Source organism: Plantibacter sp. Mn2098 (assembly GCF_049319745.1).
In the GTDB taxonomy this organism is placed as follows: domain Bacteria; phylum Actinomycetota; class Actinomycetes; order Actinomycetales; family Microbacteriaceae; genus Plantibacter.
The window spans coordinates 124,887-138,698 of record NZ_JBMOUH010000011.1 but is presented as its reverse complement, the minus strand read 5'-3'; the positions used below and the strand labels follow the sequence as shown (position 1 = coordinate 138,698).

At 67.3% G+C, this 13,812-nt stretch carries 12 protein-coding genes; 3 read left to right on the top strand and 9 right to left on the bottom strand.

All coding sequences use genetic code 11. The annotated features are described in order from the left end of the window. Positions 1-4: 4 nt before the first annotated feature. Positions 5-2,110, top strand: coding sequence for an alpha-1,4-glucan--maltose-1-phosphate maltosyltransferase (locus ACL9RL_RS17285; RefSeq protein ID WP_422781523.1), 2,106 nt, complete (start codon positions 5-7; stop codon positions 2,108-2,110). After that, entirely contained in the window at positions 2,107-4,434 is a 2,328-nt protein-coding gene (glgB, locus tag ACL9RL_RS17280) for a 1,4-alpha-glucan branching protein GlgB (protein WP_422781522.1), read from the top strand. Before ACL9RL_RS17285 ends, glgB begins: the two co-directional genes overlap by 4 nt. 157 nt (positions 4,435-4,591) lie before the next feature. Here the strand turns inward: glgB and ACL9RL_RS17275 are convergent, their stop codons facing one another. Further along, a complete protein-coding gene (locus ACL9RL_RS17275) occupies positions 4,592-5,599 on the bottom strand; it encodes a tetratricopeptide repeat protein (RefSeq protein WP_422781521.1) in 1,008 nt (335 codons plus the stop codon). Beyond that, complete coding sequence (locus ACL9RL_RS17270) at positions 5,596-7,449, bottom strand: hypothetical protein (RefSeq protein ID WP_422781520.1); 1,854 nt, start codon at positions 7,447-7,449, stop codon at positions 5,596-5,598. The genes ACL9RL_RS17275 and ACL9RL_RS17270 overlap by 4 nt, the downstream gene beginning before the upstream one ends. 191 nt (positions 7,450-7,640) lie before the next feature. On the opposite strand from ACL9RL_RS17270, the gene ACL9RL_RS17265 reads away from it, so the two are divergent. Continuing rightward, positions 7,641-8,693 carry an AI-2E family transporter gene (locus tag ACL9RL_RS17265; protein WP_422781519.1) on the top strand — a complete coding sequence of 351 codons (1,053 nt, stop codon included), beginning with the start codon at positions 7,641-7,643 and terminating at the stop codon, positions 8,691-8,693. Positions 8,694-8,705: 12 nt separating this feature from the next. On the opposite strand, the gene ACL9RL_RS17260 is transcribed toward ACL9RL_RS17265, so the two are convergent. The 7 genes from ACL9RL_RS17260 to pyrH form a co-directional block, all read right to left on the bottom strand. Beyond that, complete coding sequence (locus ACL9RL_RS17260; RefSeq protein WP_422781552.1) at positions 8,706-9,422, bottom strand: alpha/beta hydrolase; 717 nt, start codon at positions 9,420-9,422, stop codon at positions 8,706-8,708. A gap of 64 nt (positions 9,423-9,486) precedes the next feature. Beyond that, positions 9,487-9,780 carry a hypothetical protein gene (locus tag ACL9RL_RS17255; protein WP_422781518.1) on the bottom strand — a complete coding sequence of 98 codons (294 nt, stop codon included), beginning with the start codon at positions 9,778-9,780 and terminating at the stop codon, positions 9,487-9,489. 72 nt (positions 9,781-9,852) lie between these two features. Beyond that, a complete protein-coding gene (locus tag ACL9RL_RS17250) occupies positions 9,853-10,539 on the bottom strand; it encodes a lytic transglycosylase domain-containing protein (protein WP_422781517.1) in 687 nt (228 codons plus the stop codon). A gap of 54 nt (positions 10,540-10,593) precedes the next feature. Beyond that, complete coding sequence (locus ACL9RL_RS17245; RefSeq protein ID WP_422781516.1) at positions 10,594-11,145, bottom strand: DivIVA domain-containing protein; 552 nt, start codon at positions 11,143-11,145, stop codon at positions 10,594-10,596. A 101-nt stretch (positions 11,146-11,246) separates the two neighbouring features. After that, positions 11,247-12,281: a phosphatidate cytidylyltransferase gene (locus ACL9RL_RS17240; RefSeq protein WP_422781515.1), complete on the bottom strand. Its 1,035-nt coding sequence runs from the start codon at positions 12,279-12,281 to the stop codon at positions 11,247-11,249. A gap of 43 nt (positions 12,282-12,324) precedes the next feature. Further along, a complete protein-coding gene (gene frr, locus ACL9RL_RS17235; RefSeq protein WP_422781514.1) occupies positions 12,325-12,879 on the bottom strand; it encodes a ribosome recycling factor in 555 nt (184 codons plus the stop codon). 110 nt (positions 12,880-12,989) lie between these two features. Next, on the bottom strand, positions 12,990-13,703 hold the full coding sequence (pyrH, locus tag ACL9RL_RS17230) for a UMP kinase (protein ID WP_422781513.1): 714 nt from the start codon (positions 13,701-13,703) through the stop codon (positions 12,990-12,992). Positions 13,704-13,812 lie beyond the last annotated feature (109 nt).

Sequence of the window (13,812 nt, the reverse complement as noted above, 5' to 3'; positions counted from 1 at the left end):
CACCATGCCGAAGTCAGCACCGCAGACCGAATCACCACGCCCGGACGAGCGCGGCGCGCGCCCCGGCGAGGCCGAGTCAGGATCCGGGACGGGGGACGGAACCGGAGCAGCCCTTCCGGCCGCGGGTGTCGGCCGCATCCCGATCCTCGATCCGAGCCCGGCGGTCGACGGCGGTCGCTGGCCGGCGAAGGCGTTCGTCGGCGAGGTGGTGCCCTTCGGAGCCACCGTCTTCCGAGAGGGCCACGACCTCGTCGGCGCCCAGGTGGTCCTCACGACCCCCTCGGGACGCGAGTACACCCATCCGGTCCCCCTCGCCCCGGGAGCCGCGGGAACCGACCGCTACGAGACCGACATCCGCCTCGATGAAGAGGGAACGTGGACGTATCGCATCCGCGCCTACGCTGACGATCTCGCGACCTGGGTGCACAACGCGACCGTCAAGATCGCCGCAGGGGTCGACGTCGAGGTGATGTACCTCATCGGCGCCCGTCTCCTCGAGGACGCGTCGATCGACAAGCGTCGTCCGCTCCGTGACCGGAAGCATCTCGCCGCACTCGCCGCGACGCTCCGGAACCCCGACGATCCCGGCCGATTCGCGGCCATCACGAACGAACGGCTCCACACGATCGCGACGCTCGCCCCCATCGCGAGCCTCGTGACCGAAACCGCCCCGCTCGCGATCCGCGTCGAACGCGAGCGGGCGGGCGTCGGCAGCTGGTACGAGTTCTTCCCCCGCTCAGAGGGCGCGAAACGCAACGCCGACGGGTCGTGGACCTCCGGCACCTTCCGCACAGCGGCAAAGCGGTTGCCGGCGGTCGCAGCGATGGGCTTCGACGTCGTCTACCTGCCACCCATCCACCCCATCGGCCATGCCTTCCGCAAGGGGCCGAACAACACGCTCACCCCGGGACCGCACGATCCCGGCTCACCATGGGCGATCGGTTCTGCCGACGGCGGACACGACGCCATCCACCCGGAGCTCGGCACGGTCAAGGACTTCAGCTACTTCCTCGGACAGGCGAGGAAGCACCGACTCGAGATCGCGATCGACCTCGCGTTGCAGGCATCCCCGGACCACCCGTGGGTGGCCGAACACCCCGAGTGGTTCACAACCCTGCCGGACGGCACCATCGCGTTCGCGGAGAACCCGCCGAAGAAGTACCAGGACATCTATCCCATCAACTTCGACAACGATCCGCAGGGCATCCGCGACGAGGTGCTGCGCATCGTCCGGTACTGGATCTCACTCGGCGTGCGCATCTTCCGCGTCGACAACCCGCACACCAAGCCGCTCGACTTCTGGGAGTGGCTCATCGGCACCATCAATGCGGAGGACCCGGACGTCGTGTTCCTCGCCGAGGCGTTCACGAGGCCGGCGATCCTGCGATCCCTCGCGAAGGTGGGCTTCCAGCAGAGCTACACCTACTTCACCTGGCGCAACACGAAGGACGAGATCGAGGAGTTCGTCACCGAACTCGCGACGGTCACCGCCGACTACCTGCGCCCGAACCTCTTCGTGAACACCCCGGACATCCTGACCGAGTACCTCCAGTTCGGCGGACGCGGCGCGTTCAAGACCCGGGCGGCGATCGCCGCGACGGCCGCACCCACCTGGGGCGTGTACGCAGGTTTCGAACTGTTCGAGAACGTCGCCCGCCCGGGCGCCGAGGAGAACATCGACAGCGAGAAGTACGAGTTCCGACCACGTGAGTGGGCCAAGGCCGAGGCCGCCGGCGCATCACTCGCCCCCTATCTGACCCTGCTCAACCAGGCTCGTCGCGACCACCCGGCCCTCCGGCAGTTGCGCAACATCGACTTCCATTGGAGCGACGACGACAGCGTCATCGTGTACAGCAAGCACCTCGCTGCGGAATACACCGGCTCAGGCGCCCCGGACACGATCCTCGTCGTGGCGAACCTCGACCCGCACTCGGTCAGACAGACGATGGTCCACCTGGACCAGACCAGCTTCGGATCGACCCCGGGCGCGACACTCGACGTGACGGACCTCGTCACGGGGCAGAGTTGGGTGTGGGGCGACAGCAACTTCGTGCAGTTGGACGCCTTCGTGGAACCCGTGCACATCCTGGACGTGAGGATCCGACCATGACCGATGACAGCAAGGCGACTCCCCCGGCAGATCAGTCCACGGCACCGCGACGGCACGGTCGACGGGCTGCGAGCCCGGGCGGTGCTCCGGCGCAGGCGGCGCAGGCACCCACTCCGGCTCCGACTCACGACGAGATCACGCTGCCGACGATCGACGGCTGGATCCTCGACGCCGTGGCCGACGGCAGCTACTACGACCCGCACACCGTCCTCGGGCAGCACGCCGTGCAGATCGACGGCGTCTCCGACGCGCTCGTGGTGATCCGCACGCGTCGGCCGCTCGCCGAGCAGGTCGTCGCGATCCTTAGCAACGGAGCCCACATCGAATTAACGCATGTGCGGGCCGGGATCTGGCAGGGATTCCACGTCACCGGACTCGGCGACTACGAGATCGAGGCCCGCTACGCGGACGGTTCGACCTGGATCGCCGACGATCCCTACCGGTACGTCCCGTCCCTCGGGGAACTCGATCTGCACCTCATCGGCGAGGGCCGCCACGAGGAGCTCTGGACGGTGCTCGGATCGCACGTCATCGAGCATGCCGGCGTGCGCGCTGCGACCTCCGGCACGGCGTTCGCGGTATGGGCGCCCCATGCGCGGGCGGTCAGGGTCATCGGCGGCTTCAACGGCTGGGACGGCGCATCCCACGCCATGCGCAACATGGGCAGCACCGGCGTGTGGGAGCTCTTCGTCCCGGCGCTCGGCACGGGAGAACTGTACAAGTACGAGATCCTCGCCCAGGACGGCCGATGGGTCAGACGAGCCGATCCGATGGCCAGATTCACCGAGATCCCGCCCGCCACGGCATCGGTCACCGGTGTGAGCGAGTATCGGTGGACCGACGGTGCATGGCTCGACCGGCGGGCGGCTTCGGACCCGCACAACGGTCCCATGAGCGTCTACGAACTGCACATGGGCTCATGGAGACCCGGCCTCGGGTATCGGGAGATCGCCGACCAGCTGATCGACTACGTCACCGAGCTCGGGTACACCCACGTCGAGTTCATGCCCCTCGCAGAACACCCGTTCGGCGGGTCCTGGGGGTATCAGGTCACCGGCTACTACGCGCCTACGAGCCGTTTCGGACACCCGGACGACCTCAAGTACCTGATCGACCGGTTGCACGGCGCCGGCATCGGCGTCCTCCTCGACTGGGTGCCCGGGCACTTCCCGAAGGACGAGTGGGCGCTCGCGAACTTCGACGGGCAGCCGCTCTACGAGCACCCGGACCCTCGCAGGGGCGAACAGCAGGACTGGGGCACCCTGGTCTTCGACTTCGGGCAGCGCCAGGTACGGAACTTCCTCGTCGCCAACGCGCTCTACTGGCTCGAGGAGTTCCACATCGACGGGCTGCGCGTCGACGCGGTCGCCTCGATGCTGTACCTCGACTACTCCCGCAAAGACGGCGAGTGGCTGCCGAACGAGCACGGCGGACGCGAGAACCTCGAAGCGATCAGCCTGCTGCAGGAGACGAACGCGACCGCGTACAAGCGCAATCCGGGCATCGTCATGATCGCGGAGGAGTCCACGAGCTGGGGCGGCGTCACCGCGCCGACGACGGCGGGCGGACTGGGGTTCGGCCTCAAGTGGAACATGGGGTGGATGCACGACTCGCTCGAGTACATCAAGCACGATCCGCTGTACCGGGGGCACCACCACGGCGAGATCACGTTCTCGTTCCTGTACACGCACAGCGAGAACTTCATCCTGCCGATCAGCCACGACGAGGTCGTGCACGGCAAGGGTTCGCTGCTCGCGAAGATGCCGGGCGACCACTGGCAGCAGCTCGCCAACGTCCGCGCCTACCTGGCGTTCATGTGGGCGCACCCCGGCAAGCAACTGCTGTTCATGGGGCAGGAGTTCGGACAGCCGTCCGAGTGGTCCGAGGAACGTGGCCTCGACTGGTGGATCCTCGATCAGCCGAGCCATCGCGGCCTGCTCGACCTCGTCGCCCGGATGAACCGGGTGTACCGCGAGGTGCCGGCGTTCTGGGAGCGCGATCACGAACCCGGTGGATTCGAGTGGTTGGACGGGGGCGATTCCCGCAACAGCGTCGTGTCGTTCCTGCGTCGCGATCACTCGGGTGGCGTCATCGCGGCGCTCGTGAACTTCTCGGGGACGCCGGTCGGCCCGTACCGGGTCGGTCTGCCGCACGCTGGGCGTTGGGAGGAGCTCCTCAACACCGATGCGACCGAGTACGGCGGGTCAGGCGTCGGCAACTACGGCGAGGTGCACGCAGACGACACCCCCTGGGCCGGGCGTCCGGCATCCGCTGAGCTGACGCTGCCGCCCCTCGGCGTCCTCTGGCTCCGCTACACCCCCTGACTCCCCGCGACCTCCCCGCGAGCTGCCCGCGAACTGTCACTCGTGGCTGTTCCCGCATCGCCAGAACGACCACGACCGACAGCTCGCGAGCTGTCGGTCGTGGTCGTTCTCAAGCCCGCAGAACCGCCACAACTGACAGTTCGCGGGCAGGAAGGGGTTAGTAGAGCAGTCCGGTCAGGCGCGAGCGGGCGCGCGAGACGCGCGGATCGGTGGCGCCGACGACGACGAACAGCTCGAGCAGGCGGCCACGGACGAGGTCCTTTCCCGGCTGGTCGAGGTCGGGGAAGAGCGTCAACAGACGGTCGAACGCGTCCTCGATGTGCCCACCGGACAGGTCGAGGTCTGCAACGAGCAGCTGCGCGTCGAGGTCGTCAGGAGCGGCAGCCGCTCCCCCACGGATCTCGTCGAGCGACTTGCCGGAGAGCCGGTGCAGCAGGTTCACCTGCGCGAGCCCGGCGATCGCCATGTCGTCCTTCGGGTTCTGGGCGATGGCTGTCGTGTAGGCGGCGATGGCGGCCGGGTAGTCCCCGCGCTCGATCGCGTCGTACGCCTCAGCGTGCAGTGGCGGCAGCGGCGGTTCCTCCGGTGCCGCGACCTCAGCGGCGGGCGAACCCTCCGCGACGACCGCACGACCGGACACGCCGTTCTGTGCCGAGAGTTCGAGGAGCTGCTCGATGACGTCGCGGACCTGGTTCTCCGGGATGGCGCCGTTGAACATCGGCACCGGACGACCGGCGACGACCGCGACGACCATCGGGATGGACTGCGCCTGGAACGCCTGCGCGAGCTGCGGGTTCGTGTCGACGTCCACCTTCGCGAGGACGAATCGGCCGGCGTACTCCGCGGTCAGACGCTCAAGGACCGGTGAGAGCTGCTTGCACGGCCCACACCACTCCGCCCACAGGTCGATCACGACGGGGACGACGGTGGAGAGCTCGACCACGTCGCCGAAGCCGGCGTCGGTCGCGTCGAAGACGAGCGATGCGACGGGAACCGTCACGCCGTCGGTCGACCCCACCGGCTCAGGAGCGACCCCAGGCTGTCCCTGTGGGGCGCCGACGCCCTGGCCCGCCTGCTGTGCCGGAGGCGCGGCGTGACGCCTCGCGAGACCCGACAGGTCGACAGCGCCTCTCAGGTGCGCGGCACTCGGCTCTGCGGCGCTCACGGGAGCTCCGCCGCACTGATGAGGGACTGGGTGAATCCGAGCAAGGTGATCTTCTCTCCAGAGTTGACGCCGGGAACGTAGAAGAGCAGCTGGTCGCCGTAGGTGGCCTGAGTGCCTTTGGCCGTTTCGGTCAGGCCGGACAGTGCCGCGACTGCACCGCTCGGTTTTACGGTAGCACCGGTCGTGACCACCTTCGTGACCTCGTTCTCGTGGATGTTGACCGCCACGATGGCGCCGGAGTCGTTCGTGGCGAGCGCGATGTTCGGGCCGGGGCCCGCCTCGGCGGAGAACTCGATGCTGGCCGTCGAGGACAGGCCGGCCTTCTTCTTCTCACGGTCTGCGGCGATCTGCGTCCGGAAGACGTCGCCCTCTGCGTTGAACTCGGCGGCGTACTTGCTCGAGTCACCGTTGATGATGACATCGGCGTAGGCGGCTGCCAGCTGGTCGGGCGGCAGCACAACGAGCTTCGAGTCCGGCGGGACGGAGGCGGCACCGATGGTCGCCGGTGCGACGTTCTCGAGCCTGGCGCCCTCGAGGAGCTTCTCCGCGTACACGACCTGGTAGTTCGAGCGCGGGTTCTCCTGGTTCATCACGAGCACGGTCGGCGGCACGGTGTCGTCCGTCTTGTCCTGGATGACCGTCATGACCGTGCGCGGCCAGCTGTCCGTCGCCTGCGGGAGTGTGAGCGTGACCGGGGACGCCGGGATGAGCGTCGGACCGGGGTACTCCGCGTTCTTGCCGCGGATGGTGTAGTTGGACGTGCGCTCCACGAGCGCAGGACCGGCGAACCGGATCCCAGCCTTCGCCGGGTCGAGGGCGGCGTCCGCCTCTGCAGCGCTCGTCGAGATGCGCGACACGATGCGCTCCACCTGGGGAACTGTGACGACTGGCGCGGCGAAGTCCTTGTCCGCGTCGGAGGGCAGGTTGGTCGCCGAGACGGTCGGCGACGGCGTCGGCTGGGAGATCTGCGGCCAGAAGTCCTGCGAGCATCCGCTCAGACCGAGCGTGCCGACGAGGACGATGGGAACGGCGACGACGAATGACCGACGCATCGATGACCGTCCCTTCGGGCCTTCTTCGATCGCCTTCTGCTGCTTGGGCGAGTTGAGCTTCGGAGGCTTCGGCTGCTTGGGCAGTTTGCTGTGCCCCTTGCGTCCGGTCGTGATGCCCTTGCGGCGCGGGCCGCGGGAGCGGCGCATGCGCGAGATGCCGAGCAGGTAAAGGACGATGCCGCCGATCAGCACGAGCATGCCGCCGACGATGAGCGGACCGGCCCACGGGGTGGCGTTGTCGAGCGGCCAGGCGAGGCGGAGCGAGCTGGGGGCAGGCTTCGTCCCATCGGTCGCGATGAGGACGTCGACGTCCTTCGGCAGGTTCACGGTGGTGATGACCGCACCGGTCTCGTCGTACTCGCCGAGCCACAGGTCGGACCCTCTGGGGTTCGGGCCTGCTGCATCAGTCCCGGACGCGGCATCTGTGGCTGCGCCCGATGCCCCTGCCTCGTCGGTCGTCGCAGGCTTCGGCGTGACGACCTTGCTCGTGAGCTTCCCGGAGTCGGCATCCACACCGATCGATGCGTACGGCTGATCTCCGAGCCATGCGGAGATGTCAGCCGCACGGCCGTAGCTGAGGAACACGGGATCCTTGGCGGAGGCGCTCGCGACGATCGACTGTGCGCCCGGGTGGGTCTGCAGGACCTTGCCGGGGATCACGATGAAACGCTCGCCGCTGTCGACGGTCGTCTCAAAGCTCAGCGTGCCCGGTTTCAAGAACACGGTGCGCTGCGCGATTCCGGTGACGATCATGACTGCGGCCACCACGAACGCCGCGATAGCTAGAACAAATCGCACGAAATAATCTCCTTCAGCGCCGATTCCGGCGCATGTCGCCATTCGCCGCACTCGCCGCGGCAATCGACATAGATGCTCCAGAGTAGTGGATCTCACTGGGAGGTGCCTAGACGGAAGCTGAACAGGCGCGGCGGAGATCTCGGGTTCCACGCACGCCCCTATGATTGTCCAGACGTCAACGAGGGGCACCGATGAAGATCCACAACGCGTTCAGAGTCGGCCTGGTGGGAACCCTCGGCGTCGGGCTCGGGGCCTTGATCCTCTCCTCGGTCGTCGCCCTGTCCACGATCCTGACCTACGTGGGTGCGGCACTCTTCATCGCGCTCGGTCTCGACCCCTTCGTGTCGTGGCTGGAGAAGCGATCGCTCCCCCGCTGGGCGGCGCTCGTCATCACGGTGGTCCTGGTGCTCGGCGTGTTCGTCGGGCTGGTGTTCGCGGTCGTGCCGACCATCGTGTCCCAGACGAGCGCGCTCATCGAGCGGGTGCCGTCGCTCATCGAGGACGTCGGCAGACTCGACTGGCTCGAGGCCCTCAAGTCCCAATTCCCTGCGCTCCCGCTCGACGACCTCCTGCTCGAGATCGAGAAGTTCTTCAGCGACCCGAAGACGATCGCCGCCATCACGGGCGGCGTCTTCCAGGCCGGCGTCGCCATCGCGAACGGCTTCTTTGGCGCCCTCATCGTGCTGATCCTGACCCTCTACTTCACGGCATCGCTCGGATCAATCAAGCGTGGGATGTACCAGCTGGTGCCGGCCTCGAAGCGCGCGCGGTTCGCAGATCTGAGCGATCAGATCACGGGCTCCGTCGGCCGCTACGTCATCGGCCAGGTGACGCTCGCGGCGTGCAACGGTGTGCTGAGCTTCATCTTCCTGTCGATCATCAACGGGCCGTTCCCGGCCGTGCTCGCGTGCATCGCGTTCTTCTTCTCGCTCATCCCGCTCGTCGGCAGTCTGACCGGATCGATCCTCATCGTCCTGATCTGCCTCATCCCGGGCCTCGGTTCGCCACTCACGGCGCTCGTCGCCGGCATCTACTACCTCATCTACATGCAGGTCGAGGCGTATGTGCTGAGCCCGAACATCATGCGGCGCGCGGTTTCCGTGCCGGGGGCGCTCATCGTCATCGCCGCCCTCGCCGGCGGGTCGTTGCTCGGCTTGCTCGGTGCGCTCGTCGCGATCCCCGCGGCGGCGGCGGTGCTCCTGATCGTCAAACAGGTCGTGATCCCGAGGCAGAACGAACTCTGACCGGGACGGTCGCTACGGCGAAGAGACCCATTCGGTCGGCAGCGGCAGCGCCTCCGGGTTGACGGCGGCGACGATCTCGGTGAGGACGCGCCTGGTCTGGTTCTCTCCGACCCACAGGTGTTTTCCCCCGTCGACGGCGATGAGCGTCGCGCTGGGGACCGCGGCGAACCGTGCGGCCGCCTCTGCCGGGCGGAGGTAGTCGTCGAACTCCGGCACGAGCACCACGACCGGACGCGGGTCGTCCCGCCATCTGGCGAGTTCATCCGCCGACGTCCGGTGCAGCGGCGGCGAGAGCAGGATGACGCCCTCGACGTCCGTGTCGACGCCGTACTTCAACGCCAGTTCCGTCCCGAAGGACCACCCGAGCAGCCACGGGTTCGGGAGCCCGCGCTCCCGGACGAACGCGAGCGCGGCCTCGACGTCGGCACGCTCTGCGACACCACCGTCGAACGCGCCGTCGCTCGTTCCGCGCGGCGACGTCGTGCCGCGTGTGTTGAATCGCAGCACGGCGATGCCGGCCGCCTCCGGGAGTCGCAGCGCGGCCTTGCGGAGGATGTGCGAATCCATAAAGCCGCCGGCCGTGGGCAGCGGATGCAGCGTCACGAGTGTGGCGACGATCTTCCCGTCCACCGGTGTTGCGAGTTCGCCGACGAGCGTCAGGCCGTCCGAGGTGTGCAGCTCGATGTCCTCGCGCACCGCCGGGAGCTCGACGGCTCCCCTGATCTCGATGCGCTCGCTCACGATTCCGCTCCTTCTGACAGCTGTACGTCCGGTCCTGATCCGCGACTCGTGGTCACCGGATCCGCCAGCAGTGGGTGTGCCAGTGCCGCCTGGCTGCGATGTCGGCGGCGTCGCCCATCAGTCCGTCGGCACGCCAAGCGACGAGGTGCGCCGTTCCGGGAGTGATCGTCTGACCGCAGCCGGGGCACAGGTATTCCTTCTGCGAACTCGCACCAGACACGGGCTGGACGTACCAGCTGCCGTCCCGGTGGTCTTCCGTCCGCTTCCACCCGGCAAGCAGGTGGCTCAGATCCGAGGCATCATCGTCGGAACCCTGTTTGGGCCGATGGCGATGGTGGCGTGGCATGTGACAAGTCTATGCACACGCGCGGGCATGGATGGAGTTCTCCAGGACGATCGCGCGGATTCCGTACGAGGGTCAGTACCAGCCGTTGGCTTCCGAGTGCGCCCACGCGCCACACGGCGTGCTGTAGCGACCGGTGATGTAGCCGAGTCCCCACGTGATCTGCGTGGCCGGGTTCGTCGCCCAGTCTGCGCCGGCGGAGGCCATCTTGCTCCCGGGCAGCGCCTGCGGGATGCCGGTGGCGCCGGAGCTGGCGTTGTACGCGTAGACGTTCCAGCCGGACTCGCGGTTCCAGAGCGACACGAGGCAGCTGTACTGGTCGTCGCCCCAGCCGTAGGAGGCCATCATGCCGTACGCGACGGCCTGCGCGGTGCCGGGATCCGGGACGCCTGCCGCGGGAGCGCCGCCACCGGAGGACGACGACGACGTGCTCGTCGTCGCGGCGGGGGGCGGAGGGGGCGGCGGTGCGATCGCCTCGTACCCGTCACGCGTGATCGTGTACTGGAAGTTCGAGCTGGCGACGACGGACTGCGCCACGGTGCCACCGAACTGAGCGTCCTTCTCGACGTAGGAGGAGGCACTCACTCCGCTCGTCGGGTCGACCATCGTGACCGCAACGAAGCCGAAGGCTGCGGTGGCGGCGAAGATGCCGAGGACCGCCTTGCCGCGTGAGCGGGGTCGGCGATAGACCTGAACGGCACGCCCTGAGGTGGACCTGGGCTGCGGTTCTCTACGGGAAACGTCGGTTGTGTTCTGAGGCACGATTCATCGATAGTAGCGGAGAAGCCCAGATCAGGCGAGCTGTGACGCCGATGTTCAGCGAACCGCCAGCATCACATCGACGACGCTGTCGAGCACCGCATCGACCTGCGACTCGTTGTATCCGGCCCACTGATTGCGGAACACCGCCGTGCGAACGCGGTCGACGCTGAGCGGCTTGCCCTCCTGGAAGTACGCGACGAGACGCTCCGACAAGGCGTCGACGTCCTTCCGGCTGTACCCGCGGGCGAGGAAGTTGACGCGCTTGAATCGCTCGCCCTCCGGACGGTTCAGGCGGTTGAGGAGCACCTGCGCCGTTGCGCGCGCATCGTGCAGCCATTCCTTGGCCCCGACCGCGTCCACCGAGCGCTCGCGCTCGCGGAGGGCGAACGCGTCCTCGAGGCGCTCCAGCGCTGCGTCGACGTGATCCGTGCTGTACCCGTGCCGACGGAGAGAGAAGGCGACGTGTCGGATGTCCTGGGCGACGAGCAGGGGCGGAGCCGCCGGATCCTGTCCGTACGCCTCCCTGGCACGCTGCAGGAACTCGTCGACCTCGGACTGGTCATAACCACGCTTCGAACGCTGGGAAGTGGGGAACGTAGCACTCACCAGACCATTCTCTCCCATGGGTGCGGCTCAGCGCGAAACCGACCGTGGGGACAGTGACCGGACCGGGCGTCGAATGCAGGCCGATCGGGCGCGGGATCCGCTCAGACGAAGATCAGATACACGACGTAGGCGATGACCGCGGAGGGCAGGATCGAGTCGAGCCGATCGAGGAACCCGCCGTGACCCGGCAACCAGGAACTCATGTCCTTGACGCCGATGTCGCGCTTGATGAGCGACTCCGCGAGGTCGCCGACGGTCGCACTGCCGAGGAGCAGGAGACCGAGGATCACACCGACCCACCACGGAACCTGCAGCATAAAGATCGCCAGCAGGACGCCCGCGATGACGGCGACGACGGCCGCGCCGGCGAAGCCCTCCCATGTCTTGTTCGGGCTGATGACGGGCGCCATCTTGTGCTTGCCGAACGACAGCCCGCTCGCGTAGGCGCCGACATCGACGCAGATCACGAGCACGAGGAAGGCGAGCGCCCACCACTCGCCGTTCGGCTGCGCGACCAGGAGGACGGCGAACGATGCCAGGAAGGGCACGTACACCTGGATGAGCGTTCCGGAGGCGATGTCACGGATGAGGGTCGGCAGATCCGTCCGCCTGCTCTCCGCGAGCTGCTCGAACACCCGCCACAGTGCGACGAACAGGATGCCGAGCAGCACAACGAGCCACCTGGACACGTCGTGCAGGAAGAACGCCGCCGGTTGCATGGCCACGGCGGAGATGACCGTCGGGATGGGAGGGACGCGGCGTCCCGTCTGCTCAAACGCCTTCCGGAGTTCGAGCGACGCGAACGCCACGACCGCGGCGGCCAGCGCCACGAACAGCACCTTGAAGAAGATGAGGCTCACGAGCATGATGCCGCCGGCAGCCACGCCGATCACGATCGCCATCAGCAGATTGCGACCGACCCTGGCCTCGATGCGCTCGTTCGTCGCATCGAATTGCGCCTTCGTGGCATGCACCTGCCGCTCGATGTCGGCGCGCTTCGATTCGACCTGCTTCTCGAACTTCGCCCGACGGTCCTTCAGCTGCGACCGGATCTCCGCCGGGTCGAGCTTTCCGTGGTGCTTGTCGTCGGAGACCGGCGGTTCACCCGCCGGACCCGATGTCCCCTGGTCTTCCACGTGGTTCCTCCCGCGGATGCGCCGTGCTCGGAAACCGAGCAGATCAGACTGTGAGCAGTTCCGTCTCTTTGGACTTCAGGGCGTCGTCGATCGCGTCGATGTGCGACTTCGTGACCGCTTCGAGTTCCTTCTCGGCGCGTGCGACGTCGTCATCGCCGACCTCGCTCTTGAGAGCCTCGAGGTCGTCCTTCGCCTTGCGGCGGATGTTGCGGACGGCCACCTTGGCATCCTCGCCCTTGCTGCGGACGATCTTCACGTACTCCTTGCGACGCTCCTCGGTGAGTTCAGGGAGGGTCACACGGATGAGGGTGCCGTCGTTGGTCGGGTTCGCGCCCAGGTTCGGGGTGTCCCGGATGGCCTGCTCGATGTCGCGCAGCGCACCCTTGTCGTAGGGCGTGATGACGATCGTGCGTGCTTCCTGGTTCTGCAGGGACGCGAGCTGCGCGAGCGGCGTCGGCGTTCCGTAGTAGCTGACCATGATCTTCTGGAACAGCTGGGGGTTTGCACGACCCGTACGAATCGACGAGAAATCGTCTTTGGCGACCTCGACCGCCTTCGACATCCGGGTTCCTACGTCCGAGAGGACATCCGCGATCACGAGCACTCCTTTGATTGCACTTCTGAATTCAGTCTAGTCTGGCGGGCGTCGACCGACCTGGTCGACGGACGCTCGCCTCCGCGCTCCGTGTGGACGGGCGCGTGCGGTCGTCAGGCCGAGGTGACGAGGGTGCCGATCTCGGCACCGCGGATGGCGGCCGTCACGTTGCCGGCGGGCTCCATGCCGAAGACGCGCATGGGCATGCCGTTGTCCATGCAGAGGCTGAACGCGGTCGAGTCGACGACCTTGAGTCCCTGCTGGAGCGCGTCCTGGTAGGAGATGCCGTCGATCTTGACGGCGTTGGGGTCGAGACGGGGGTCAGCCGTGTAGACGCCGTCGACGCCGTTCTTCGCGACGAGCACGATGTCCGCGCCGATCTCCAGCGCGCGCTGCGCCGAGACGGTGTCCGTGGAGAAGTAGGGCAGACCGGCGCCGGCGCCGAAGATGACGACACGACCCTTCTCGAGGTGACGCTCTGCACGCAGCGGGATGTACGGCTCCGCCACCTGGGTCATCGCGATCGCGGACTGCACACGCGTCGCCGCACCCGCCTGCTCGAGGAAGTCCTGGAGCGCGAGGGCGTTCATCACGGTGCCGAGCATGCCCATGTAGTCGGCACGACCGCGGTCCATGCCGCGCTGGCTGAGCTCAGCGCCACGGAAGAAGTTGCCACCGCCGACGACGATTGCGATCTCGACCTCTTGCGCCGCCTCGGCGATCTCGCGAGCGATGCCGCTCACGACGTCCGGGTTCACACCCAGGGCGCCGCCGCCGAATGCCTCACCCGAGAGTTTCAGTAGAACTCTGCGCTTCTTCTCCGGCATTTCTGTCCCTCCGTCGTCCTGAATCAACCTAGTGCCTCACGCTTGGCGTGTGCACGGATCAGGGCCGACGACGTCGATCCGACATCGTCTGGACACCGTCCCCGCACAC

What these genes read in the sequence shown, in the direction of transcription:
- glgB (WP_422781522.1), top strand. Translation starts at nt 2,107, where the DNA reads ATGACCGATGACAGCAAGGCGACTCCCCCGGCAGATCAGTCCACGGCA.
- ACL9RL_RS17255 (WP_422781518.1), bottom strand. Translation starts at nt 9,780, where the DNA reads ATGCCACGCCACCATCGCCATCGGCCCAAACAGGGTTCCGACGATGAT.
- pyrH (WP_422781513.1), bottom strand. Translation starts at nt 13,703, where the DNA reads ATGCCGGAGAAGAAGCGCAGAGTTCTACTGAAACTCTCGGGTGAGGCA.
- ACL9RL_RS17285 (WP_422781523.1), top strand. Translation starts at nt 5, where the DNA reads ATGCCGAAGTCAGCACCGCAGACCGAATCACCACGCCCGGACGAGCGC.
- ACL9RL_RS17265 (WP_422781519.1), top strand. Translation starts at nt 7,641, where the DNA reads ATGAAGATCCACAACGCGTTCAGAGTCGGCCTGGTGGGAACCCTCGGC.